This window comes from Alicycliphilus denitrificans K601, assembly GCF_000204645.1.
In the GTDB taxonomy this organism is placed as follows: Bacteria; Pseudomonadota; Gammaproteobacteria; order Burkholderiales; family Burkholderiaceae_C; genus Alicycliphilus; species Alicycliphilus denitrificans.
This window is the reverse complement of record NC_015422.1, coordinates 357347-381651: the sequence shown is the minus strand read 5'-3', so window position 1 is coordinate 381651 and position 24305 is coordinate 357347. Positions and strand designations below refer to the sequence as shown.

Below are 24305 nucleotides of genomic sequence, written 5' to 3'. Positions count from 1 at the left end.
CAGGACGGCACCGGATCGCAGATTGCAAGAAACTTGCTATTTATTGAATAGCTGTCAGCGTTTGAAGATCAAGCGTTGGCAGCCAATTTCTCTTTATAGTCAGAGGTGCCCGAGCAAAACACGCTGCGCGCGTTTTGGTCCGGCACGCTAGACATTACTTCGCGCGTGCGGCGATGATGGCTTCGGCCACGTTGCGCGGAGCCTCGGCGTAGTGCTTGAACTCCATCGTGTACGTGGCGCGGCCCTGCGTCATCGAGCGCAGCTGCGTGGCGTAGCCGAACATCTCGGACAGCGGCACCTCGGCCTTGATGGCCTTGCCGCCGCCAACCATGTCGTCCATGCCCTGCACCATGCCGCGGCGGGACGACAGGTCGCCCATCACGGTACCGGCGTAGTCTTCGGGCGTCTCGACTTCCACGGCCATCATGGGCTCCAGGATGACGGGGTTGGCCTTCTTGGCGGCTTCCTTGAAGCCGAAGATGGCGGCCATCTTGAACGCCTGTTCCGACGAGTCCACGTCGTGGTACGAACCGAAGGTCAGCGCGACCTTCACGTCCACCACCGGGTAGCCGGCCAGCACGCCGCTGGTCAGCGCTTCTTCCACACCCTTTTGCACGGCGGGGATGTACTCGCGCGGCACCACGCCACCCTTGATCTCGTCCAGGAACTCGAAGCCCTTGCCCGGCTCGTTGGGCTCCAGGCGGAACACCACATGGCCGTACTGGCCCTTGCCGCCGGACTGGCGCACGAACTTGCCATCCACGTCCTTGACGGTGTTGCGGATGGTTTCGCGGTAGGCCACCTGGGGCTTGCCGACGTTGGCTTCCACGCCGAATTCGCGCTTCATGCGGTCGACGATGATTTCCAGGTGCAGCTCGCCCATGCCGGCGATGATGGTCTGGCCCGATTCCTCGTCGGAACGCACGCGGAACGACGGATCCTCGGAGGCCAGGCGCGAGAGGGCGATACCCATCTTTTCCTGGTCGGCCTTGGACTTGGGCTCCACGGCCTGGGCGATCACGGGCTCGGGGAAGACCATCTTCTCGAGCATGATGGGCGCGTCCAGGTCGCACAGCGTGTCGCCGGTGGTCACTTCCTTGAGGCCCACGCAGGCGGCGATGTCACCGGCGCGGATCTCTTCGATTTCCTGGCGCTCGTTGGCGTGCATCTGCACGATACGGCCGATACGCTCCTTCTTGCCCTTGACGGCGTTGTAGACGGTGTCGCCCTTGTTGAGCACGCCCGAATACACGCGCACGAAGGTCAGCTGGCCGACGAAGGGGTCGGTCATGAGCTTGAACGCCAGGGCCGAGAACTTCTCGTTGTCGTCGGCCTTGCGCGTCAGGTGCTTCTCATGGTCGTCCGGGTCGGTCCCCGCCACGTCGGGGATGTCCACTGGCGAGGGCAGCAGGTCGAGCACGGCGTCGAGCATGCGCTGCACGCCCTTGTTCTTGAAGGCCGAGCCGCACAGCATGGGCTGGATCTCGGTGGCGATGGTGCGCTGGCGCAGGCCGGCGATGATCTCGGCCTCGGAGAGGTCGCCCTCCTCCAGGTACTTGTTCATCAGCTCTTCGCTGGCCTCGGCCGCGGCCTCGACCATGTTCTCGCGCCACTTCTTGCAGGTGTCCACGAGCTCGGCGGGGATTTCGCCGTACTCGAACTTCATGCCCTGCGAGGCTTCGTCCCAGATGATGGCCTTCATCTTGAGCAGATCGACCACGCCCTGGAAGCTGTCCTCGGCGCCGATCGGCACCACGATGGGCACCGGATTGGCGTTCAGGCGCAGCTTCATCTGGTCGTAGACCTTGAAGAAATTGGCGCCGGTGCGGTCCATCTTGTTCACGAACGCGAGGCGCGGCACCTTGTGCTTGTTGGCCTGGCGCCACACGGTCTCGGACTGGGGCTGTACGCCACCCACGGCGCAGTACACCATCACGGCGCCGTCGAGCACGCGCATGGAACGCTCCACCTCGATGGTGAAGTCCACGTGGCCGGGGGTGTCGATGATGTTGATGCGGTGCTCGGGGCGCGACAGGTCCATGCCCTTCCAGAAGCAGGTCACTGCCGAGGAGGTGATGGTGATGCCGCGCTCCTGCTCCTGCTCCATCCAGTCGGTGGTGGCGGCGCCGTCGTGCACCTCGCCCAGCTTGTGGGTCACGCCGGTGTAGAACAGGATGCGCTCGGACGTCGTGGTCTTGCCTGCGTCGATGTGCGCCGAGATACCGATGTTGCGGTAGCGCTCAAGGGGGGTTTTGCGTGCCATGATGGTCTTTCGTTAACGGCCAAGAGCCCGTCCGCCAAACAGGGCGAATCGGGCTCCCAGCCAGTGCGATGGGGATACGCTGAGGCTTAGAAGCGGAAGTGGCTGAAGGCCTTATTGGCTTCCGCCATGCGGTGCACCTCGTCACGGCGCTTCATGGCGCCGCCACGGCCTTCGGTGGCTTCCATCAGCTCGTTGGCCAGGCGCTGGGCCATGGACTTCTCGCTGCGCTTGCGCGCGGCTTCCTTGATCCAGCGCATCGACAGGGCCAGGCGGCGCACGGGGCGCACTTCCACGGGCACCTGGTAGTTGGCACCACCCACGCGGCGGGACTTGACTTCCACCATGGGCTTGACGTTGTTGATGGCCGTGACGAACACCTCCAGGGCATCCTTCTCGGGTTGCTTCTTCTCGATCAGCTCCAGGGCACCATAGATGATGCGCTCTGCAACTGCCTTCTTGCCGCCTTCCATGATCACGTTCATGAATTTGGACAGCTCTACGTTGCCGAACTTGGGATCCGGCAGGATTTCACGTTTGGGGACTTCGCGACGACGTGGCATTTCTCACCTCTATCTTTGCTTCAGTTGGCGTCTTTTCAAACACCGCGAGAGCCAATCTGGGACTCCCACTTACTCGACCCACGCACACCATGCGCGCTTGGGGTCACTACGTTTGCGCAGCCTGCCAGGCCGGCAAACACCGAAATGTCTTGCGGAAAACCGGTCAGGCCTTCTTCGGACGCTTGGCACCGTACTTGGAACGGGCCTGCTTGCGATCCTTGACGCCTTGCAGATCAAGGGAGCCGCGCACGATGTGGTAACGCACGCCAGGCAAGTCCTTCACACGGCCGCCGCGCACGAGCACCACGCTGTGCTCCTGCAGGTTGTGGCCTTCGCCGCCGATGTAGGAGATCACCTCGAAGCCGTTGGTCAGGCGCACCTTAGCGACCTTGCGCAGCGCGGAGTTCGGCTTCTTGGGCGTCGTGGTGTACACGCGGGTGCACACGCCACGGCGCTGGGGGCAGTTTTCCATGGCAGGGCTTTTGGATTTGACAACTTCGACCGTGCGGCCCTGACGCACGAGTTGGTTGATGGTTGGCATTAATACGTCCCTAAACGTGAATGAAAAGCGAAAACGTGAATCCCTTCGGAAATTCCGAAAAGCTTTCTAATGTACCAGCTTGAAGCCTCGCAGGCAATCGCCTACTTGATCCACAGGCGGATGGCGTCCCAGGCGCGGCCGAAGATACCGGCCTGCCCCACGTCCTCCAGAGCCACCAGAGGCACCTCGGCCACCTGTTCGCCGCCGAGCCTCACCTTCAGCGCGCCGATGGGCTGGCCCTTGGTGAAGGGCGCGATCAGCGGGTCCTTGCGCACGATCTCGGTACTCAGCTTGCCGGCGCTGCCCGAGGGCACAGTGACCACGATGGCGTCGGGGCGGCCGATCTTGAGCGTGCTCTGCGTGCCCTTCCAGACGGCCGGCGTGTCGGCGGCCTGGCCGGCGTCGAACAGCTTGACGGCGTCGAACGCCGTGTAGCCCCAGTTCAGCAGCTTCTGGCTTTCGTTGGCGCGGGAATTCTCGCTGGCGGCGCCGAGCACGATGGACAGCAGGCGGCGCTGCCCCACGTTCGGGAAGTCGCGCTTGGACGTGGCCACCAGGCAGTAGCCCGCGGCGGCCGTGTGGCCGGTCTTCAGACCATCGACCGTCGGGTCGCGGAACAGCAGCGTGTTGCGGTTGTTGCTATTGGAGGCCGGCGTGCCCTCGTAGCGATATTGCTTGGTGGAGTAGTAATGCATGTACTCGGGGAAGTCCTGTATCAGCCGCGTGGCGAGCGTGGCCAGGTCGCGCGCCGTGGTAGTGTGGCCGGGCTCGGTCAGGCCCTCGGGGTTCTTGTAGGCGGTGTTCTTCATGCCCAGCGCCTTGGCCTGCTCGTTCATCAGGCGCACGAAGTTCTCCGCCGTGCCGCCCACGCCCTCGGCCAGGGCCATGGTGGCATCGTTGCCCGACTGCACGATCATGCCCTTGAGCAGGTCATCGACCGGCACCTGCATCTTGGGGTCGATGAACATGCGCGAGCCCGGCATCTTCCAGGCACGCTCGCTCACGGGCAGGCGCTGCTCCAGCGTGATCTTCTTGGCGCGCAGCGCGTCGAACACGAGGTAGCCGGTCATGAGCTTGGTCAGCGACGCCTGCTCCACCGGCGCGTCGATGTCCTTGGCGGCCAGCACCTGGCCTGCCGTCACGTCCACCAGCAGGTAGTTGCGCGCGGCGATTTCGGGGGGCTGGGGCGCCTGGGCCCAGAGGATGGCGGGCGCCATCAGCGCGGCACAGGCAAGGGATCGCAACGAGGACAGGAGAGACTTCATGGTGGAAACAGGCACTCGGGGAACAGGAAAAACAAACCGGCCGGAGCGGCCGCTGGAGGGCATCTGCGCCATGCCGCCAGCCGCGGCACGGCGCTTGGGAATCAGGGCATGGACTGGAGGTGGCGCATGACCAGCCCCTTGAGCAGGGGCAATTGTCCGTGAAAGAAATGGCCGCCCCCGGGGACAACCGTAACCGGCAGTGTCTGGGGGCGTGCCCAGTCCATCACGGTGGCCAGCGGCACGGTTTCGTCGTGCTCGCCGTGCACGACGAGGGTGCGCATGTGGGCCTCGGGCGGCAGCGGCGCCACCGTGAAGCGGCTGGTCGCCGTGCCCACGAGCACAGCGCTTTCCACCCGCCGCTCGCCCCACAGGCGGGCGAGCGCATGGCTGGTCACGAAGGCGCCGAAGGAAAAGCCCGCCAGCGCGACCGGCCCCTCGGGCGCCACCTGGCGCACCACGCCCAGCAGGTCGTCGAGCTCGCCATCCCCCGCGTCGTGCACACCGGCCGTGCCACCCACGCCGCGGAAGTTGAAGCGCACGGCGGCGAAGCCGCTGGCCACGAAGGCGCGCGCCAGGGTCTGCACCACCTTGTTGTCCATGGTGCCGCCAAACAGCGGATGCGGGTGGGCGATCACGGCCACGCCGCGCACCGGCGCGCCGGCGACCGGTGCGTCGCGCACGGCCTCGATGGCGCCGGCCGGGCCGGTCAGACTCAGGCGTTCGGTCTGGGCATTCACGTTGCTATCCAATCAAGAGCTGCTCGCGCCTGCTGAGCAAACGCTGGAGCCCAAAAACACTGCAAACCAGGATAGAGCGCCGATCAGCGGCCGAGTTCCGGCGGCGTGCGCAGGCGCTCGACCACCACGCCGTTCTTGAGGTGCGACTCCACGATCTCGTCGATGTCGGCCTCGTCCACATAGGTGTACCAGACGCCCTCGGGGTAGACCACGGCGATGGGGCCGCCCGCGCAGCGGTCCATGCAGCCGGCCTTGTTCACGCGCACCTTGCCGGGGCCCATGAGGCCCTGCTGCTTGACCAGCATCTTGCAGCGCTCGAACGCCTGCTGCGCGCCGTGCTGCGCACAGCAGTTCTCGCCGTTGCTGCGCTCGTTGAGGCAGAAGAAGATGTGGCGCTGGTAGTAGGGGGTCGTGGTATCGCTCATGGGTCGATTCTAGGATTGCGTGTCGCGCCGCGACACGTGCAGCACCACATACATCAGCGCGGCGTAGGGCCAGAGCCAGCCCAGCCACTGCCCCAGGCCGTAGAAGCGGATGAAGCGCCCCTGCTCCCAGGCCTGCAGCGTCTGGGCGAAGTAGGCGCTCGCGGGCGCCTCGTTGAGCAGGTTCAGGTGCAGCATCAACGCCAGCAGCAGCAGGGCCGCGCTGGCACGCCGGGGCACGGCCGCCAGCGCCAGGGCCGCGCCCAGCCCCACGCCGAGGCCGGCACGCGCCGCCGGGGTCAGCCATTCCCAGGCGTGGGTCGGGCCGTAGCTGAGCAGCGCGGACAGCGCCGTCACCGCTACGCCGACCGTCGCCGCGGCCAAGGCGAACACCACGCGCCGCCCCACGTGGCGCATCACGCCATAGCCGAGCAGGCAGGGGATCAGCAGGCCCAGCGCCACGGCCAGCAGCTCGCCGCCGGGCGGCAGCGGCTCCAGCACCGGCTCGCGCACGGGCAGCCAGCCGATGAAGGGCGTGTCCTCCAGCAGCTCGGTCAGGGCGGCCTCCAGCCGGTCCCACACCTGCCCCAGGCCGAAGGGCAGGGCCGCCGGGAACAGCAGCGCCCAAGGCCACAGGGCCAGCAACACCAGCGCGCCGCGCGCCTGCGGCACGAACCAGAGCTCGCGAAAGCGGCTCCAGCGCGCGATGGCGCCCAGGCGTTCGAGCAGCGCCGCGGCGAGCGCGCCCAGCAGCGCGCCCGCGGCATTGAGCGCCAGGTCCATGTTGGAGGGCACGCGCCGCGGCAGGTAGATCTGCAGGTACTCCATGGCGAACGACAGCAGCGCGCCCGCCAGCGCCGCCACCGGCACGGCCGCGCGCGGCCAGCCGGTGCGCAGCAGGGCCAGCGCCAGCAGGAAGCCCAGCGGCGCGTAGCCGGCCACGTTCAGGTTGACGTCGAACCAAGTCCAGTACGGCGGCGGGATGCGCGCCGTGAAGAACACCCAGGGGGAGATGCCCTGCTCGCGCCAGCCCTCGAACGGGAACAGGCTGGCGAAGACGATCAGGGCCGCGTAGATGAGCGCCAGGGGCCAGGCCGATGTCTTGTGCATGGCGCGCGCAGCCCTCCCCGGTGCATCAGAATGGCTTGACCACCACCAGCACCACGGCCGCGATGAGCAGCAGCACGGGCAGTTCGTTGAACCAGCGGAACCACCGGTGGCCGTGCTGGTCGGTGTTGTCCGTCAGGGCGCGCAGCAGCCGCGCGCAGACCCAGTGGTAGAGCACGACCAGCACCACCACGGCCAGCTTGGCATGCAGCCAGCCGTTGCCCGGGCCCATGCCTATGCCGTAGCCGAGCCACAGCCACAGGCCCAGGCCGATGGCCGGCAGCGCCAGCAGGGTGGTGAAGCGCAGCAGCTTGCGCGCCATCAGGAGGAGCCGGTCGCGCTCGGCCACCGAGCCCGGCTGCACCATGGCAAGGTTGACGAAGATGCGCGGCAGGTAGAACAGGCCGGCGAACCAGCTGGCGATGAAGACGATGTGGAAGGCTTTGACCCAGAGCATCGGCGCAGTGTACGTGGCGCGCGGCGGCGCGCCGGCGAAAAAAAGAAGCCCGGACGGGACCGGGCGGGAAAGCCCCGCGGCGGCGGACGCCCCGGGGCCCCGCTCAGGGAGGTGAAGCGGGGGGCGGCGCAGCCGCCCGGGGGCAATCTAGCACCGGCACGCGGCGGGCGCAAGCCCGGAGCCAAGCACCTCGTGCAGCGCCCGCGCCAGGCGCTGTGCGTCCGGCGCAGGCGCGCCGAGCTGGGAGCACGACACGGTGCGCCGGCGCATCGCGGCCTCGTCGCCGCTCTGGCCGAGCGCGTGGCACAGCAGCGCCCAGTCAGGCGGGGTGACCAGGGTGCCCGCCACCAGCAGCACGCCGGTGCGCTGGCGCCGCTGCGCCAGGCCGACGAGCTTGCGCCCGGCGGCGTCTACCACCTCCCAGGGCGCCAGGCTGCCGTAGCAGGCCCAGGGCACGACAGGGCCGGTGCGCGCGTTGGCCGCATCCACCTGCGCCGGGGGCAGCGCCTCGGCGGCCACGCCCAGCGCCGCCAGCACCTGCACGTGCAGCCGGCCCAGGCCCTGGTAGCTGTCGGGCAGGCGGCCCTGCACCCAGGGGTGGTCCAGCGGCAGGACGACCGAGCAGCTGACCATCCACGGCCCGACCAGCACCGCGCCACCGCCCGAGGGGCGCAGCAGCAGGTCGGTGCCGGGCGCCAGACGCGCGCGGGCCTCCTCCTCGAACCTGCGCTGCGAGCAGCCGAGCACGATGGCGGGTGCGCCATAGGTCCACACCCGAAAGTGCGGCTGCGCCACGGGCTCCAGCATCTGCCGGTGGTTCCACGCCTGCTCCTGCGCGATGGTGGTGAGGAAGGTCTGCGGGTCGGACATGGCGCGCAGCCTACCACCGCGTGCGCCCGGCGATGTGGGGGACAATCACGCCCATGCATCTGTCCAGCCCCACCCCCTTCCCCGCCAACCGCCCGCGCCGGCTGCGCCGCGACGCGTTCACCCGCGACCTGGTGCGCGAGAACCGGCTCACGCCGCACGACTTCATCTACCCCGTGTTCGTGCACGAAGGCACGCAGCTGCGCGTGCCCGTGCCTTCCATGCCCGGCGTGGAGCGCCTGAGCCTGGACCTGCTGCTGCCGGTGGCCGGGGAATGCGTGCGGCTCGGCATTCCCTACCTGGCGCTGTTCCCCTCCATCGACGCGCAGCTCAAGACGCCCGACGGCAAGGAGGCCCTGAACCCCGAGGGCCTGATCCCGCGCGTGGTGCGCGCGCTGAAGAAGGAGTTCCCGCAGCTCGGCGTGATGACCGACGTGGCGCTGGACCCCTACACCAGCCACGGCCAGGACGGCATGCTCGACGACACCGGCTACATCCTGAACGACGAGACGGTCGAGATCCTCGTGGGCCAGGCGCTTGCCCACGCCCAGGCCGGCGTGGACATGGTGGCGCCCAGCGACATGATGGACGGGCGCATCGGCGCGATCCGCGACGCGCTGGAGGCCCACGGCCACATCCACACGCGCATCATGGCCTACAGCGCCAAGTACGCCAGCGCCTTCTACGGGCCGTTCCGCGACGCCGTGGGCTCGGCCGCCAACCTGGGGCGCAGCAACAAGGACGTCTACCAGATGGACCCGGCCAACACCGACGAGGCGCTGCGCGAGGTGGCGCTGGATCTGGCCGAGGGCGCCGACATGGTCATGGTCAAGCCCGGCATGCCGTACCTGGACGTGCTGCGCCGCGTGAAGGACGAGTTCAAGGTGCCCACCTTCGCCTACCAGGTCAGCGGCGAGTACGCCATGCTCAAGGCCGCCGCGGCCAACGGCTGGCTGGACCACGACAAGGTGATGTTGGAGGCGCTGCTGGCCTTCAAGCGCGCCGGCGCTGACGGCATCCTGACCTACTTCGCCCTGGACGCCGCACGGCTGCTCACGAAATAAGAGCTACTCACGCTTGCCGTACAAGCGCTGGAGGCCGATTTGCCTGAAAAATCCCCGCAGCCGTTCCGGGTCTTCCACCTCCAGCCGGGCGTGGGCGCCAGCGAGCTCGCGCAGCTGCCCGGGACGCCGCCTGCGCAGGGCTTCTATTGGATCGCCTGCACGCGCGCGGCCTTCAGCGCCGAGCTGCCGCGCCTGCAGGCCATGCTGCAGGCCGTGGCGGGGCTGCAGCTCGTGGACCTGCACGTCTCCGACCTGCTCAACGCGCAGCTGCCCTCGCACTACGACTACACCTCGCAGTACGACCTGCTCGTGGTGCGGCGCCTGGGCACCGCGCAGGCCGATGCCGGCGCGCCGCTGGCCCGGCCCGCCGCGCGCGGGGGCCTGCCCGTGCTGCGGCGCATAGACACAAGCCCCGTGGGCTTCGCCGTGTTCGACCAGGTGCTGCTGTCGGTGCACCCGGGCGACTGCGGCGTGCGCGACGCCTATGCCGCGCGGCTGCTCTCGCAGGCAGCGCCCGCCGCGCCCGCGGCCACGCCTGCCGAGGCCGTGGTGCGCGAGCTGCGCGCCGGCCCCGTGGCTGGCGCCCGGCTGCCCACCAGCCCCGCCGACCTGATGGTGCGCGTGGTGGGCCACATCGTGGACAACTACCTGGACCTGCGCCGCGAGCTCTCGCGCCAGCTCGACCACTGGCAGACCGAGCTGCTGCGGCCCAGCACGCGCTTCACCGACTGGAGCGCGCTGCTCGGCGCGCGCCTGGCCCTGCACCAGCTCGACGAGATCTGCGAAGACCAGCGCGCCGCCGTGCAGGCCTGGAGCGAGGCCCTCTCCACCTGGACGCCGCAGCCCGACACGCCCGCCGCGCTGCGCGAGCTCGACCTGCTCAAGGTGCGCACGCGCGACGTGCTGGAGCACATCGAGCGCGTGGTGCACCACGTGCGCCGCCTGGAGCAGAGCACCGAGGCCGTGCTGCAGATGCACTTCTCGGTGCAGAGCAACCGCACCAACGACATCATGCGCACGCTCACTGTGCTCACCGCCGTGTTCCTGCCGCTGAACCTGATCGCCGGCATCTTCGGCATGAACTTCGAGTTCATCCCCTTCGTGCACACGCGGGAAGGCTTCTGGTGGGCCATGGGCTCCATGGCCGCGATCGCCGCGGCGCTCACCGTGTTCTTCTGGCGCAAGCGCTACCTGACTCGCACCGGGCGCAGCTGAAACCATTTCCCCATCAGGGTGTTGAGTATTTGTCCATGCAAATAATTGTCTAAGCAATTATTGTTGCAGCCATGAAATCACCGCGTGAAGAAGACGACCCGGCCGGCGACGGCACGTGCCCGCTGTCGGACCCGTCGCTGCCCGTGCCGTTCGAGGTGGAGCGCAGCATCGGCTTCCAGCTGCGCCGCATCACCACGCTGCTGGGCGCCGAGGTGGAGCGCCGCATGGAGCCCCTGGGCCTGACCGACGCGCAGTGGAAGCCCCTGCTGCGCCTGCTGCTCGACCCGCCTGGCACGGCCGCGGCGCTGGCGCGCATGTGCCACCTGGACGCGGGCGGCCTCACGCGTTTGCTCGACCGCCTGGAGGCCAAGGGCCTGTGCCAGCGCGAGCGCTCGCTGGAAGACCGGCGCGTGGTGAACATCGCCCTCACGCCCGAGGGCCGCGCCGTGGCCGAGCGGCTGCCGGCCATCCTGACCGGCGTGCAGGACGAGCTGCTGGCCGGCTTCAGCGAGGCCGAGGAGGCGCAGCTGCGCGACTTCCTGGCCCGCATCTACGCCAACACCCGCGCCATGCCGGGCTCCTGACCCATCCCGTCCCCCGAGAGAACCACAACATGAAGAACCAGCTCTCCACCCCTCCCGCCCTGCTCCATGCCGCCGCGCTGGCCGCGGCGCTGCTGGCGCTCACGGGCTGCGCCGACATGTCGGGCATCGCCCCGCAGGCGCGGCTGCGCGACGCTGCCACGCTCGTCGATCCCGGCGCGCCAGCCGCCGCCGTGGCGCCCGACTGGTGGCGCGCCTTCGGCGACGCGCAGCTCGACGCGCTGGTGCAGCAGGCGCTGGACGGCAACCCCGGCCTGCGCCAGGCGGCCGCGCGCATCGCGCGCGCCGAGGCGTTCACGCGGTCCGCGCGCGCCGCGCTCGGCCCGCAGGTGAACGCGAGCGCCGACCTCACGCGCCAGCGCTACAGCGAGAACGGCCCCTACCCGCCGGGCCAGGCCGGCAGCATCCTCGACATCGACACGGCGCGCCTGTCGGGCAGCTGGGAGATCGACTTCTTCGGCAAGAACCGCGCCGCGCTCGAATCGGCCCTGGGCACGGCCCGCGCCGCGCGCGCCGACGCCGATGCCGCGCGCCTGCTGCTCGCGGCCAACGTGGTGCACGCCTACCTGCAGCTCGCGCGGCTGCAGGAGCAGCTGCAGGTGGCCGAGCGCACCCTGGCCCAGCGCGGCGAGGTGCTGCGCCTGGTGCAGCAGCGCGTGAGCGCCGGCCTGGACACGCGGCTGGAGCTGCGCCAGAGCGAGGGCGCGCTGCCCGAGGCGCGCCAGCAGATCGAGGCCCTGCGCGAACAGGCCGCCCTCACGCGCAACGCGCTGGGTGCGCTGGCTGGAGAGCCAAAAGCGGCTCTAGCGCTTACCCCACCTGCGCTGGCAGCTATGCAATCCGCAGCAATCCCCGCCGTGCTGCCCGCCGACCTGCTGGGCCGCCGCCCCGACGTGGCCGCCGCGCGCTGGCGCGTGGAGGCCAGCGCGCAGGACGTGGCCGTGGCGCGCGCGCAGTTCTACCCCAACGTGAGCCTGACGGCCTTCGTGGGCCTGGCCAGCATGGGCCTGGGCAACTTCGTGGAGGCGGGCAGCCGCGAATGGGGCGTGGGCCCGGCGCTGCGCCTGCCTGTCTTCGACGCGGGCCGCCTGCGCGCCAACCTGGCAGGCAAGTCGGCCGACCTGGACGCGGCGGTGGAGAGCTACAACGCCGCGCTGCTGGACGCCGTGCGCGACGCGGCCGACCAGCTCGCATCGAGCGCGTCGGTCGAGCGCCAGATCGCCGAGCAGCGGCAGGCCGGCGAGGCGGCCGAGGCCGCCTACGCCATCGCGCGCAAGCGCTACGAGGCTGGCCTGGGCAACTACCTGCAGGTGCTCTCGGCCGAGACGCAGGTGCTGGCCCAGCGCCGCCTGGCCGTCGACCTGGCCGCGCGCCGCCTGGACGCCCAGGCCGGCGTGATGCGCGCCCTCGGCGGCGGCTACGCCGCGAGCTGAATCCACTCCCCCCAACACAAGTCCCGCATCCACCATGAACGCACCGCAATCTCCCGCCGCCAAGCCCGCCCGCCGCCAGGCCCTGCTCACGCTCGCAGGCGTGGTCGTGCTCGCAGGCGCCGCCTGGGGCCTGTACGACTGGCTGGTAGCCAGCCACTACGAGAACACCGACAACGCCTACGTACAGGGCAACGTCATCCAGATCACGCCGCAGACCGGCGGCACGGTGACGGCCATCCTGGCCGACGAGACCGACCTCGTGCGCGCAGGCAGCGCGCTGGTGCGCCTGGACCCGGCCGACGCGCGCGTCGCGCTGCAGCAGGCCGAGGCCGCGCTGGCCCAGGCCGTGCGCCAGGCGCGCCAGCTCTACGCCAACAACGCCACGCTGGCCGCCCAGGTGCGCCTGCGCGAGGCCGACGTGGCGCGCGCCCAGGCCGACATCGCCCGCGCGCAGGACGACCTGCGCCGCCGCCAGATGCTGACGGGCGACGGCGCCGTCTCCAAGGAAGAGCTGCAGCATGCGCAGAGCCAGCTCGACACCGCGCGGACCCAGCTCGCGGCCGCGCAGGCCGGCGTGGCGGCGGCGCGCGAGCAGCTCGCCAGCAACCAGGCGCTCACCCAGGGCGTGGCCGTGCAGGAGCACCCCAGCGTGCGCGCCGCCGCCGCCAAAGTGCGCGAGGCCTACCTGGCCGACCGCCGCACAGCCTTGCCCGCGCCCGTGGACGGCTACGTGGCCAAGCGCAGCGTGCAGCTCGGCCAGCGCGTGGCCGCGGGCACGCCGCTCATGGCCATCGTGCCGCTGTCGCAGGTGTGGGTGGACGCGAATTTCAAGGAAAACCAGCTGCGCCACCTGCGCCTGGGCCAGCCCGCGAAGCTCACGGCCGACCTGTACGGCAAGAAGGTCGAATACACCGGCACCGTGGCGGGCCTGGGCGTGGGCACGGGCGCAGCCTTCGCGCTGCTGCCCGCGCAGAACGCCACCGGCAACTGGATCAAGGTGGTGCAGCGCGTGCCCGTGCGCATCGCGCTCGACGCCGCTCAGCTGGCCGAGCACCCGCTGCGCGTGGGCCTGTCGATGGAGGTGACGGTGGACACGAAGGAGCGCGGCGGCCCCGCGCTGGCCGAGGCGCCGCGCCAGGAGGCCGTGGCGCAGACGGCCGTCTACGCATCGCTCGATGAGGGCGCCGACGCCGACGTGGCGCGCATCATCAACGCTAACCTGGGCGCGCGCTGAGCATGGCCTCCCCCGCCCACCCGGCGCCCCTGCCGCCACCGCCGCTCACCGGCAGCGCGCGCACCTGGGGCACGCTGGCCCTGTCGGCCGCCACGTTCATGAACGTGCTCGACACGTCCATCGCCAACGTGTCGCTGCCCGCCATCGCGGGCGACCTGGGCGTGAGCCCCACGCAGGGCACCTGGGTCATCACCAGCTTCGCGGTGGCCAACGCCATCGCGGTGCCGCTCACGGGCTGGCTGTCGCAGCGCTTCGGGCAGGTGCGGCTGTTCGTGGCCAGCGTCACGCTGTTCGTCATCGCCTCGCTGCTGTGCGGCCTGGCGCCCAACATGGCGATGCTCATCGCGGCGCGCGCGCTGCAGGGCTTCGTGGCGGGGCCGATGATCCCGCTGTCGCAGTCGCTGCTGCTGTCGAGCTACCCGCGCGCGCTCGCCGGGCTGGCCATGGCCATGTGGTCCATGACCACGCTGATCGCGCCCGTCACCGGGCCGCTCCTGGGCGGCTGGATCACCGACAACATGGCCTGGCCGTGGATCTTCTACATCAACGTGCCGGTGGGCATCGTGGCCGTGCTGGTCACCTGGGGCATCTTCCACAAGCGCGAGACGGTGCGGCGCAAGCTGCCCATCGACTCCATAGGCCTGGCGCTGCTCGTGATCTGGGTGGGCGCCATGCAGATCATGCTGGACATCGGCAAGGAGCACGACTGGTTCGAGTCGCCCTGGGTCGTGGCCTGCGCGCTGGTGGCGGCTGTCGGCCTCGTGGCCTTCCTGATCTGGGAGCGCGGCGACGACCACCCCGTGGTGGACCTGACGCTGTTTCGCAACCGCAACTTCTGGGCCGGCGCGCTCGCCACCGCCGTGGGCTACGGCCTGTTCTTCGGCAACGTGGTGCTGCTGCCGCTGTGGCTGCAGCAGTACATGGGCTACACCGCCACGCAGGCCGGCGAGGTAATGGCGCCCGTGGGCCTTCTGGCCATGGTGCTCTCGCCCTGGGTGGGCAAGAACATCGGCAGGACCGACCCGCGGCGCTTCGCAACCTTCGCGTTCCTGGTGTTCGCGCTGGTGCTGTGGATGCGCTCCAACTTCAACACCCAGGCCGACCTGGCGACCATCATGGTGCCCACCATCGTGCAGGGCATCGCCATGGCGTTCTTCTTCATCCCGCTGGTGACCGTCACGCTCTCGGAGATCACGCCCGACCGCATCCCCGCGGCCTCGGGCCTGTCGAACTTCATGCGCATCACCGCCGGCGCCGTGGGCACGTCGATCGCCACCACGCTGTGGGAGCGCCGTGCCACGCTGCACCACGCCCAGCTCACCGAGGGCCTGCATCACGGCAACACGGCGCTGGCCCAGGCGCTGCAGGGCCTGCAGGTCGGCGGCTTCACGCCCGAGCAGGCGCTCGCGCAGGTGGAGCGGCTGGTGAACCAGCAGGCCTTCATGCTCGCGGCCAACGACATCTTCTACGCCTCGGCCGTGCTGTTCCTGTTCCTGATCCCGCTGGTTTGGCTGGCCCACGCGCCGCACGCATCCAAGGGCAGCGCCGACGCGGCGGCGGGGGCGCACTGATCTATCAAAACCACAGCGCCTGGCGCTCTGCAGGCAAGCACCCGGGCCATATTTGGCCCAAATTCAGCCCACGTACCTGGCCAGGAAGGCCATCGTGCGCTCGCGCGCGTTCAGGGCGGCGGCCTCGTCGTAGCTGGCACGCTGGTCGCAGTTGAAGCCGTGGTCGGCAGGGTACACATGCACCTGCGCCTCGGGATGGGCCTGCGCGAAGGCCTGCACGCCGTCCTGCGTGATCCAGCGGTCGCGCTCGCCGAAATGCGCCAGCACCGGCACGCGCGGCCGGCGCGCGACTTCCTCGGCCGAGGTGATGCCGCCGCCGTAGTAGGGCACGGCGGCGGACAGGCCCTCTGCCAGGCAGGCCGCGCGCCAGGCCAGCAGCCCGCCCCAGCAGTAACCCACCACGCCGACCTTGCGGCCGCTCTGGCGCGCCGCGTAGTTGATGGCGGCCTGGATGTCGGGCAGCACGCCCGGCGCGGGCAAGCCCTCCACCGCGGCCTTGAGCGCCATGCCGGCCTGCATGTCCTCGGGACCGTAGCCCAGGTCCACATCCTTTTGCACGCGCGCGAAGGTGGATGGTGCCACCGCCAGGTAGCCGCGCGCGGCGAACCGGTCGGCCACGGAGCGGATGTGCGTGTTGACGCCGAAGATCTCCTGCAGCACCACCACCGCGCCGCGCGGCGCGCCATCGGTGCGCGCCACCCAGGCGGGAAAAACGAAGCCGTCGCCCGATGTGAGGTCTACCCACTGTCCCATGTCGTGATCTCCTGACTAAAACCTGTTCCAATGCGCGATTGTTTCAGGAGTCACGCGTTCATGGGCAAGATTGTTGTGGTCATCGGCGGCGCCCCGGCCGCGCGGGAGCTCGCATGGACCTGAAGCCGCTCATCACGCTGCTGGCCATCGTGAACCCGCTGGCCATCGTGCCGTTCTTCATCCACTACACCAACGGCTTCAGCGCCGCGCAGCGCCGGCGCACCATCCAGGTGGCAGCCTTCAGCGCGTTCTGCGTGATCGCGGCCTGCGCGCTCGTGGGGCTGCAGATCCTGGACTTCTTCAACATCTCGCTGCAGAGCTTCCAGGTGGGCGGCGGCCTGCTGCTGCTCATCAGCGCCATGAACATGCTGAACGCCCAGCCGGCCGAGGCCAAGCCCCACACGAACGAACTGGAGGCCGGCGCGCAAAAGGCGGCCCAGGGCTCCAGCATCGCCGTCGTGCCGCTGACCATTCCGCTGCTCACGGGGCCGGCGGCCATGTCCACGGTGGTGATCTATGCCGACCGCGCCCAGACCCTTTGGCAGCACCTGGCCCTTGTGGGCTACGGCGTGGTGGTGGGCGCGGCCACGGCGCTGTGCTTCGCGCTGGCCGAGCCCATAGAGCGCGCGCTCGGCAAGACCGGCATCAACGTCATGACGCGGCTCATGGGCCTGATCCTGGCGGCGCTGTCCGTGGAGGTCATGGCCGACGGGTTGAGCAAGCTGTTTCCCATCCTGGCCGCGCGCTGACGAACACCACGCCGTCGCGGTCCAGGCACGCCCAGTCGCCGGGCGCCACCCGCACGCCGGCCAGTTCCAGCGTGCAGCCGGGCGCCCCCGCCCCGCCGCCGGCGGCGCGCCGCGGCGTGGCCCCGAGCGCCAGCACGGCAAAATCCAGGCCGGCCAGCGCCGCCACGTCGCGCACCGCGCCGTGCACGATCGCGCCACGCCAGCCGTTCGCCAGCCCCAGCGCGGCCAGCCGGTCGCCCAGCAGGGCATGCTCCGGCACGCCGCCGTCGATAACCAGGATGCGGCCCTCGCCCGGCTGCTCCAGCCACGCGCGCACCCCGTCCGCCGAGCCCTGCGCGCACAGGGTGGCCACCGGGGCGCATGCCTGCCGCAGCCCGCCGTAGGCGCGCAGCGGCGCGCCGCACACGCGCGCCAGCGGCCCCAGGCGGTCGCACAGGTCGGCCGTCGATTCGCCCGGCCGGATGGGCGCCTGCTCGGATGCCATGGGCCGCCTCAATCCAGCGTGGCGCCGGACTGCTTCACCAGTTTCTGGTGCTTGTGCAGCTCGGACTGAAAGAAGGCGGGCGCGGCATCCGGCCCGATGTCCAGCACCGAGAGCCCCTGGCCCACGATGGCGGCATGCGCCTCGGGCGATGCCATGGCGCTGCGCACGGCGGCGGCGTAGCCGTCCACCACGGGCCTGGGCATGCCGGCGGGGCCGATGAGCGCGATCCAGGCGTCGAAGCCGTAGTTGGGCACGCCCGCCTCCGCCATGGTCGGCACGTCGGGCAGGCTGGCCGAGCGCTGGCGCGTGCTCACGGCCAGCGCCCGCAGGGTGCCTGCCTTGACCTGCGCCGCCACCTGCGATACCGACACGAAGCCCATCTGCACCTGCCCGCCCATGAGGTCGGTGACCAGCGGGCCCGTGCCGCGGTAGGGCACGTGCCGGATGTCGATGCCGGTCTCGCTCACCAGCAGCTCGCCGGCCAGGTGCAGCGTGCTGCCGTTGCCCGCGGACCCCAGGTTCAGCGTACCCGGCCGCGCCCTGGCATAGGCCAGCAGCTCGCCCACGGTCTTCACGGGCACAGAGGGGTGGACCACGAGCACCAGCGGCACCGTGGCCAGCACGGCGATTGGCGTGATGTCCTTGAGGCTGTCGTAGGGGATGGACTTGTAGATGCCGGGGTTGATCACGTGGTTGGACGAGACCATGCCCAGCACCGAGCCGTCCTTGGGCGCCTTCACCACCTGGCCGGTGCCGGGAATGCCGCCGGCGCCGGCGACGTTCTCGACCACCATGGGGCGGCCCAGCGCACGGCCCAGGCCCGGGCCCAGGGCGCGGGCCACCGCGTCCACGGTCGATCCGGGCGCAAGCGGAACGACCATGCGCACGGGCTTGTCCGATGCAGCGAACTGCGCCGCGGCGCCCGGCGGGGCCAGCACGAAGGCGCTGGCGGCCATGCAGGCCAGGGCGGCCCGCCGTGTGAGGGGAAAGGTTTGCATTGCGTCGTCTCCTTGGGTTTTCATGGATGCACGGGGCTCAGGCGTGGCGCGCCTGCAGCTCCTCGAAGGACAGGATCTCGCCCGCGATGGCGCTGGCCGCCACCGTCGGCGGGCTGGCCAGCCAGACGCTGCCAGGGCCGCCCCGGCCGGGGAAGTTGCGGTTGATGGCGCTCACCGTGACCTGCCCCGGATCGCTGGAGCCGCCTGGTCCGCAGTTGCCGCAGGCGCCGCAGGAGGGCTGCAGGATGCGTGCGCCCACGCGCTCGAAGGCGTCCAGATAGCCGGCGGCCGCGCAGTGGTCGCGCACCGCCGTGGTGCCGAACTGCAGGTACAGCGCCACGCCTGGCGCCACGCGCAGCCCGCGGTCGGCGGCCCAGCGCAGCACCGCGTGGTAGTGGTCGAAGTCCTCGCGCTTGCCCGCGGTGCAGGAGCCGCCGTAGGCGATGTCGATGCGCACGGGCCGCGCCAGCCGGGCCAGGGGCTGGCCGTTACCCGGGTCGCCGGGCGCCGCGACCATGGGCCCGACCTGCGCGCAGTCCACGCGGATCACGTGCGCGTAATGGGCGCCGGGGTCGCTGCGCATCCAGGACTCTGGCGCGAAGTCCACGCCGCGGCGCTCGCGCAGGAAGCGCACCGTCTCCGCGTCCGGCGCCACGATGCCCGTGAAGCCGCCCAGCTCCGCCGTCATGTTGGTCAGGGTGGCGCGCTCGTCGGTGGACATGGCGGCGATGGCCGCGCCCGCGAACTCGAACACCTTGCCGACGCCGCCGCCCTCGCGGATGAAGGGCAGCGCCAGCAGGTGCAGGGCCACGTCCTTGGCCGTGACGCCCGGGGCCAGGCGGCCATCGAGCTCGACGCGCAGCGACGCGGGCAGCGTCATGCGCACGGCGCCCGTGACGAAGGCGTTGGCCATGTCGGTGGTGCCCACGCCGAAGGCCGCGCAGCCCAGGGCGCCGCTGTGCGGCGTGTGCGAGTCGGTGCCCACCACCAGCTGGCCCGGCAGGGCGTAGCGCTCGGTCACCATGGCGTGGGAGATGCCGGCCACGTTGCTGCCGTCGTCACGCGCCGCCTCGGCCTCGGTCAGCGTGCGGTGGCAGCGCAGGCCATGGTCGGCCACGAAGCGGCGCTGCGCATCGACCATGCGGCGCACGTCGGGCACCAGCCCGCCGCGCACGTGCGCCGGGCTCTCCTCCACGTACGAGGTGTGGTCCTCGAAGACTACGATGGAGGCCGGGTCGCGCAGCGCCAGCGGCCGGCCGAGGCTCGCATGCAGCATGTGCGCCGCCATGCCGGTGTAGTACTCGTGGATGAAGCGCCAGTCCGCGCGCACGAAGGCGCCCTCGCCCGCCGCCGGGTGGGCCGGAGTGAACGCCGTGGCCAGCGCATGGCGCGCGACGATCTTCTCGAACAGCGTCCGCGGCCCCGGCGCGGCCGGAGCAGTCGGCACAGGGGCCGGCCGCATGCCGCGCAGGCACGCCTGACCGAAGCGCAGCAGCCCGCCGCTGCGCACGATGGCCGCGGCCAGCGCGTCGCGCCCGACCAGCAGCTCCTCCAGCGCAATGGCCTCGCCGGCCGCGATGCGCTGCACCAGGCCCATATCGGTGGAGGTCAGCAGGCCGATGTTGTCGGCGTTCTGTCGGTAGATGCGCTCGAAGCTCTCGGCGATGACCAGGCGCACGCCGGCCAGCCGTTCCGCCGCCGGGCTGTGCTCGCGCGACGAGCCCTTGCCGTAGCGCTTGCCCGCCACCACCACCTCGATGCCCGAGCGCGCGAGCGCCCCTGGCGCGACCGGCCGCTGCCCCTGGACCTGCAGGCCCGTGTAGGGGTAGCGGCCCAGCTTCTCGTCGTAGTGCGTGAGGATGGCGATCGGCGTGATCTCGTCCGTGGACACGTCGTCGCGCAGCGGCAGGGCTGCGGCCAGCGCCACAGGCTCGCCGCGCAGCGCGGCGTGTATGGGCGCGGGCGACCGGCTCAGGAACAGCATGCGCGGGTTGAAGCGCAGCGCGGCCGGGGCGGCGCCGCAAGAGGGGGACACGTCGGTAGCCATGCCCGGATGCTCGCCCGCCCCTGGCGCGGATCCAAGTGCCGAATCGGCACAGGGGCTCGCGCGAAACGCGCGATTGGCAATTACCCGCGCAGGCAGTCCAGCAGCGCCTGGACCGCGCGCGGCTGGGGCGAGCGGTGCAGCGCGTACAGATGCAGGCTGCGCGCGGCCCAGGGCTCGTCCAGCGGGCGCAGCGCGAAGGTGGCGCTGCCCGCATAGGCCGCCGCCGCGCTGCGCGGTATCAGCGCGATGCCCAGGCCCGCCTCCACCATGCGGCATACCGCGTCGAAGCTGCCGACCGAGACCGCCGGCGCGAAGCGCTGGCCCAGCGCCTGGGCGCGCTCATGCATGGTCCGGTCCAGCGCCCCGCCCTGGCGCACGCCGATCAGCGCATGCCCCAGGACCTGGCCGAAGCCCACAGCAGCCTGCGCCGCCAGGGGATGGCCAGCGGGCATGACCACGTGCAGGGGATCCTGCGCGAAATGCCAGGCATCCAGGCCCGCGGGTACCGCCATCTGCGCCCCCACGCCCACATCCGCCCGGTCGTCCAGGCAGGCGCGGACCACCTGCTGTGTGTCCTCCTCGTGCAGGGAGACCGCCACCTGCGGGTAGGCGGCCATGAAGCGCTTGAGCCGCTCCGGCAGGAAGCCGACGACGGAGGACATGTTGGCGTACAGCCGCACGGTGCCGCGCACCTCGTCACCCTCGGTCTGCACCTCGCGCACCAGCGCCTGCAGGTCGTCGTCGATCTTGCGCCCGCGCGCCAGCACCAGCCGCCCGGCATCGGTCAGCGCGATGCCGCGCGGCGACCGCACCAGCAGCGGCGTGCCGAAGGCGTGCTCCAGGTCGGACAGGCGCCGGCCCAGCGCCGAGGCGGCGATGTGCTCCTGCTGAGCCGCGCGCACGATGGAGCCGGCCTGTGCGGTGGCCACGAACAGGCGCAGGCTGTAGGGGTCGATGCGGCGTGCCACGGAAGGGGATGGGGAATGGGGGAGCGGCCCCGATTCTCCCATCCACGGGGTATAGCGGCCGCCAGGAGATGGCGTTCCTCCTGAAACCACCGCGTCGCGCGGTTGATGACGCCTGCGGAGCCTGGCCGCGGCCGGATCTGTAGGCGTTCCCGCATACAGCTTCCGCCGCCGGTCAGCCTGCGACCTTCCTGGAGGCCATGACCCATGCACACATTCCAACGTTTCGGACAGGATGCCCCGCAATGACGGGCGCCCATGCCGTCCTGGCGATCAGCCTGGGCGCGATCACCGGCGCGCCGTCGCGCTACGGGCCGAGCCTGGCGATGAACCCGTTGGTGCCGCACATCCCGATGGGCACGCTGGCATCGAACCTGATCGCCGCCTACATCGTCGGCGCGGCCATCGCGCTCTTCGCGGCGATGCCGGGGCACTCGCCGCACTGGCGGCTGCGGCCGCATAGGCCGCAAGGCGGGCGGCGCGTGAGCGCCCGGCGGCTCAGCGGCCCTGCTGCTGCACCCAGTGAGCGAGTTCGTCGGCCACCTGCGCCGCGGCCTCGGCCAGGGCTCGGGCGCCGCCTGCCGCGTCGGACGTGGCGGCCGGGCGCCTGGCGATGAACACGCGCTGGGCCTGCAGCGCCTCGCCGGCAGGGCCGGCGTCCGCCAGCATGGCGCGCACGCGCACCAGGCCGGTGCTGGCATCGGGGGTGCTGAAGATCTGGCTGAACTCTTCGAGCTGCACGCGCAGCACGCTGGCCTGGCGGATCTGGTCGAGCTGCAGGGCCGCGCCGCCATCGCCCGAGAGCACCATGCGGCGCTGGCCCAGGCGCTCGCGCAGCGCCTGGGCCAGCAGGTCGGCGGGGGGCTGGCTCCAACGCGCCTGGGTGTAGGGGCGCAGCTGCTGGACGTTGGCATAGGCCAGGCGGTACAGCAGGGCGGAACTGCCCTCGGGCATGCCCACGGTGTCCACGGCTGCCAGCACGATGGGGGCGAGCGGCACGGCGGCCTGCGCGTCGCCCGCGGGCTGCATGGGGCCGGGGCCGAAGTCGTACACGTCGGCGCGCACGGGCGGCGCGGGCAGCACGGAGCAGCCCGCGGCCAGGGCCGCGAGCATCATGCAAAAAACGGCCCTGGCGCCCTTCCAGCAAGCGCAGACAGCTATTGTTTCGATAGTCTTCATGAAGGCTCTCTCAAGGCTGGTTGGGCGGCGCGACGAATCCGGGCTCGCCCGGCGCGGCCGCGGCGCGGCCCGGGCCGTAGATGAGCGACTGCGGGTTGTCGTTGATGCCCGTGGCGGTGCGGCCCAGGCGGCGCGCGGCGCGCGCGGTCTCGTCGGCGGCGCGGTTCAGGCTCGGCAGCGTGACGCGCCCGAAGCGGTCGGCCGCCGTCGTGAGCGACTTGGCGCCGCTGGCGATCTCGGCCAGGGCACCACCCTCGGCATTGAGCGCGCGCACCGCCTGGCGCACCTCGTCGGCCGCGCCGGCGGCGCTGCTGCCGGCCTGGCGCAGCGCATGCAGGGTCTGCTGCGCGTCCTGCGTCAGCGCGGGCACGCCGGCGAGCGCCGGGTCGAGCCGCGTGCTCACCGTGTTGTCCAGGTGCCGGACCAATTGGTCGATGCTGCCCGCGGCCGCGCCCAGCTGCTGCAGCGCCGTGGCGAAGCGCTGCTGGTTCTCGTCGCCCAGCAGCGTGTTGATGCGCTCCGTGGCCTGCTGCACCTGGGCCATGATGGCCGGCCCCTGCTCGGCCACCTGGCTGAACGTGGAGGTCTGCAGCGGCAGGCGCGGCAGGCCGCTGGCGCCGGGCGCGGGCTGGGGCAGGGGCGCGTCGGCGTCGTCGAGCTGCACGTGGGCCAGGCCCGTGACGCCCTGGTAGCCCAGCGTGGCGAACGTGGTGGTGCTGATGGGGGCCGTGGTGTTGACGGCGATGCGGATCAGCACGTTGCCCGGTGCTTCGGGGTCGAAGCCGATCCGCGTGACCTTGCCCACGGCCACGCCCTTGTAGCGCACGGGCGCCTGGGGCTGCAGGCCGCTCACGCTGTCCTTGCTCGACAGCTCGTAGATTTGGTAGGCGGTCTGGTCGCGCGTGAGCCACATGCCGAGGCCGGCCAGCAGCGCCGCCACGACGATCACGAAGATGCCCGCAGCCAGGGCGTGGGACTTGTTTTCCATCAGGCTTCCTTGGACGCGGGGGCGGCGGCGGGCGGCTGCGCCATGGCGCGGCGGCCGCGTTCCCCGCGGAAAAAGTGGTCGACGAAGGGGTGGTCGAACCGCGCCACCTGCTGCGGCGTGCCGCTGGTGATGACGTGCCGGTCGGCGAGCACGGCCACGCGCGTGGACAGGGCGAACAGCGTGTCCAGATCGTGCGTGACCATGATCACGGTGAGGCCCAGGGCCGCATGCAGCTCGCGCAGCAGGCCGCAGAACTCGTCCGAGCTGTTCGGGTCCAGCCCCGCCGTGGGCTCGTCGAGCAGCAGCAGCGGCGGGTCCATGATGAGCGCGCGCGCCAGGGCCACGCGCTTGACCATGCCGCCGGACAGGTCGGCGGGCATGCGCGTGGCGTGCTCGGGTTTGAGGCCCACCAGGCGCAGCTTGACCATGGCGGCGGCATCCACGAGCGCGTGCGGCAGCGTGCCCAGCTCCCGGAGCGCGAAGGCGATGTTGTCGAGCACGCTGAAGGCCGAGAACAGCGCCCCCTGCTGGAACAGCATGCCCACGCGGCTGCTCGCGCCCTCGCCGCCGAGCTCGGCCGCCGGCCGGCCGAGCACCGTGACGCTGCCGCGCGTGGGCCGCGTCAGGCCCAGGATGTGGCGCAGCAGCACCGTCTTGCCCGTGCCCGAGCCGCCCACGAGCGAGAGGATCTCGCCGCGGTCCACGGCCAGCTGCAGGTCGTCGTGCACGGTGAAGGCGGCGTCGCCCTTGCCGAAGACGGTGGCCAGGCCGCGGATGTCGACGACGGGGGAGGTGCCGGGCATG

24 protein-coding genes and 1 riboswitch are annotated in these 24305 nt (G+C 70.9%); of the genes, 7 read left to right on the top strand and 17 right to left on the bottom strand.

Annotated elements, in window-relative coordinates:
- Nucleotides 1–154: 154 nt before the first annotated feature.
- The 9 genes from fusA to ALIDE2_RS01705 form a co-directional block, all read right to left on the bottom strand.
- A complete protein-coding gene (gene fusA / locus ALIDE2_RS01745) occupies nt 155–2263 on the bottom strand; it encodes an elongation factor G (protein WP_013517319.1) in 2109 nt (702 codons plus the stop codon).
- An 86-nt stretch (nt 2264–2349) separates the two neighbouring features.
- A complete protein-coding gene (gene rpsG / locus ALIDE2_RS01740; RefSeq protein WP_013517318.1) occupies nt 2350–2823 on the bottom strand; it encodes a 30S ribosomal protein S7 in 474 nt (157 codons plus the stop codon).
- Nucleotides 2824–2986: 163 nt separating this feature from the next.
- On the bottom strand, nt 2987–3364 hold the full coding sequence (gene rpsL, locus ALIDE2_RS01735) for a 30S ribosomal protein S12 (RefSeq protein WP_013517317.1): 378 nt from the start codon (nt 3362–3364) through the stop codon (nt 2987–2989).
- Nucleotides 3365–3465: 101 nt separating this feature from the next.
- On the bottom strand, nt 3466–4629 hold the full coding sequence (locus ALIDE2_RS01730) for a D-alanyl-D-alanine carboxypeptidase family protein (RefSeq protein ID WP_013517316.1): 1164 nt from the start codon (nt 4627–4629) through the stop codon (nt 3466–3468).
- Nucleotides 4630–4730: 101 nt separating this feature from the next.
- On the bottom strand, nt 4731–5366 hold the full coding sequence (locus tag ALIDE2_RS01725; protein WP_013517315.1) for an alpha/beta hydrolase: 636 nt from the start codon (nt 5364–5366) through the stop codon (nt 4731–4733).
- Nucleotides 5367–5449: 83 nt separating this feature from the next.
- Complete coding sequence (locus ALIDE2_RS01720) at nt 5450–5791, bottom strand: (2Fe-2S) ferredoxin domain-containing protein (RefSeq protein ID WP_013517314.1); 342 nt, start codon at nt 5789–5791, stop codon at nt 5450–5452.
- 9 nt (nt 5792–5800) lie between these two features.
- Nucleotides 5801–6898 carry a VanZ family protein gene (locus tag ALIDE2_RS01715; protein WP_013721245.1) on the bottom strand — a complete coding sequence of 366 codons (1098 nt, stop codon included), beginning with the start codon at nt 6896–6898 and terminating at the stop codon, nt 5801–5803.
- Between the two features lie 25 nt (nt 6899–6923).
- Nucleotides 6924–7352 carry a CopD family protein gene (locus ALIDE2_RS01710; RefSeq protein WP_013517312.1) on the bottom strand — a complete coding sequence of 143 codons (429 nt, stop codon included), beginning with the start codon at nt 7350–7352 and terminating at the stop codon, nt 6924–6926.
- Nucleotides 7353–7499: 147 nt separating this feature from the next.
- On the bottom strand, nt 7500–8222 hold the full coding sequence (locus ALIDE2_RS01705; protein WP_013517311.1) for a lipoate--protein ligase family protein: 723 nt from the start codon (nt 8220–8222) through the stop codon (nt 7500–7502).
- Between the two features lie 53 nt (nt 8223–8275).
- Between ALIDE2_RS01705 and hemB the strand changes: the two genes are divergently transcribed.
- The 6 genes from hemB (at nt 8276) to ALIDE2_RS01675 (ending at nt 15338) form a co-directional block, all read left to right on the top strand.
- A complete protein-coding gene (hemB, locus tag ALIDE2_RS01700) occupies nt 8276–9283 on the top strand; it encodes a porphobilinogen synthase (protein ID WP_041700562.1) in 1008 nt (335 codons plus the stop codon).
- A gap of 39 nt (nt 9284–9322) precedes the next feature.
- Nucleotides 9323–10498 carry a magnesium transporter CorA family protein gene (locus tag ALIDE2_RS01695; RefSeq protein WP_013517309.1) on the top strand — a complete coding sequence of 392 codons (1176 nt, stop codon included), beginning with the start codon at nt 9323–9325 and terminating at the stop codon, nt 10496–10498.
- A 71-nt stretch (nt 10499–10569) separates the two neighbouring features.
- Nucleotides 10570–11082: a MarR family winged helix-turn-helix transcriptional regulator gene (locus ALIDE2_RS01690; RefSeq protein WP_013517308.1), complete on the top strand. Its 513-nt coding sequence runs from the start codon at nt 10570–10572 to the stop codon at nt 11080–11082.
- A 29-nt stretch (nt 11083–11111) separates the two neighbouring features.
- Entirely contained in the window at nt 11112–12533 is a 1422-nt protein-coding gene (locus ALIDE2_RS01685) for an efflux transporter outer membrane subunit (protein WP_013517307.1), read from the top strand.
- A gap of 34 nt (nt 12534–12567) precedes the next feature.
- Nucleotides 12568–13767, top strand: coding sequence for an HlyD/EmrA/EmrK family protein (locus ALIDE2_RS01680; protein WP_013517306.1), 1200 nt, complete (start codon nt 12568–12570; stop codon nt 13765–13767).
- Nucleotides 13768–13769: 2 nt separating this feature from the next.
- Complete coding sequence (locus ALIDE2_RS01675) at nt 13770–15338, top strand: DHA2 family efflux MFS transporter permease subunit (protein WP_013517305.1); 1569 nt, start codon at nt 13770–13772, stop codon at nt 15336–15338.
- Nucleotides 15339–15401: 63 nt separating this feature from the next.
- On the opposite strand, the gene ALIDE2_RS01670 is transcribed toward ALIDE2_RS01675, so the two are convergent.
- The gene (locus ALIDE2_RS01670; protein ID WP_013517304.1) at nt 15402–16091 is read right to left on the bottom strand and encodes a dienelactone hydrolase family protein; all 690 of its coding nucleotides are present in this window, start codon (nt 16089–16091) and stop codon (nt 15402–15404) included.
- 113 nt (nt 16092–16204) lie between these two features.
- Here ALIDE2_RS01670 and ALIDE2_RS01665 point away from each other — a divergent pair, with 113 nt between their 5' ends.
- The gene (locus ALIDE2_RS01665; protein WP_013517303.1) at nt 16205–16840 is read left to right on the top strand and encodes a MarC family protein; all 636 of its coding nucleotides are present in this window, start codon (nt 16205–16207) and stop codon (nt 16838–16840) included.
- On the opposite strand, the gene ALIDE2_RS01660 is transcribed toward ALIDE2_RS01665, so the two are convergent.
- The 7 genes from ALIDE2_RS01660 to ALIDE2_RS01630 form a co-directional block, all read right to left on the bottom strand.
- Nucleotides 16791–17324, bottom strand: coding sequence for an RraA family protein (locus ALIDE2_RS01660; protein ID WP_013517302.1), 534 nt, complete (start codon nt 17322–17324; stop codon nt 16791–16793). The genes ALIDE2_RS01665 and ALIDE2_RS01660 overlap by 50 nt on opposite strands.
- An 8-nt stretch (nt 17325–17332) precedes the next feature.
- Nucleotides 17333–18322: a Bug family tripartite tricarboxylate transporter substrate binding protein gene (locus ALIDE2_RS01655; RefSeq protein ID WP_013517301.1), complete on the bottom strand. Its 990-nt coding sequence runs from the start codon at nt 18320–18322 to the stop codon at nt 17333–17335.
- A 37-nt stretch (nt 18323–18359) separates the two neighbouring features.
- The gene (locus ALIDE2_RS01650) at nt 18360–20369 is read right to left on the bottom strand and encodes an aconitase family protein (protein WP_013517300.1); all 2010 of its coding nucleotides are present in this window, start codon (nt 20367–20369) and stop codon (nt 18360–18362) included.
- Nucleotides 20370–20449: 80 nt separating this feature from the next.
- Nucleotides 20450–21337 carry a LysR substrate-binding domain-containing protein gene (locus ALIDE2_RS01645; RefSeq protein WP_476489867.1) on the bottom strand — a complete coding sequence of 296 codons (888 nt, stop codon included), beginning with the start codon at nt 21335–21337 and terminating at the stop codon, nt 20450–20452.
- 55 nt (nt 21338–21392) lie between these two features.
- Nucleotides 21393–21459, top strand: a riboswitch (Fluoride riboswitch).
- Between the two features lie 373 nt (nt 21460–21832).
- On the bottom strand, nt 21833–22513 hold the full coding sequence (locus ALIDE2_RS01640) for an ABC-type transport auxiliary lipoprotein family protein (protein WP_013721243.1): 681 nt from the start codon (nt 22511–22513) through the stop codon (nt 21833–21835).
- 10 nt (nt 22514–22523) lie between these two features.
- A complete protein-coding gene (locus ALIDE2_RS01635; RefSeq protein ID WP_013517297.1) occupies nt 22524–23501 on the bottom strand; it encodes an MlaD family protein in 978 nt (325 codons plus the stop codon).
- Nucleotides 23501–24304, bottom strand: coding sequence for an ABC transporter ATP-binding protein (locus tag ALIDE2_RS01630; protein ID WP_013517296.1), 804 nt, complete (start codon nt 24302–24304; stop codon nt 23501–23503). Before ALIDE2_RS01630 ends, ALIDE2_RS01635 begins: the two co-directional genes overlap by 1 nt.
- Nucleotide 24305 lies beyond the last annotated feature (1 nt).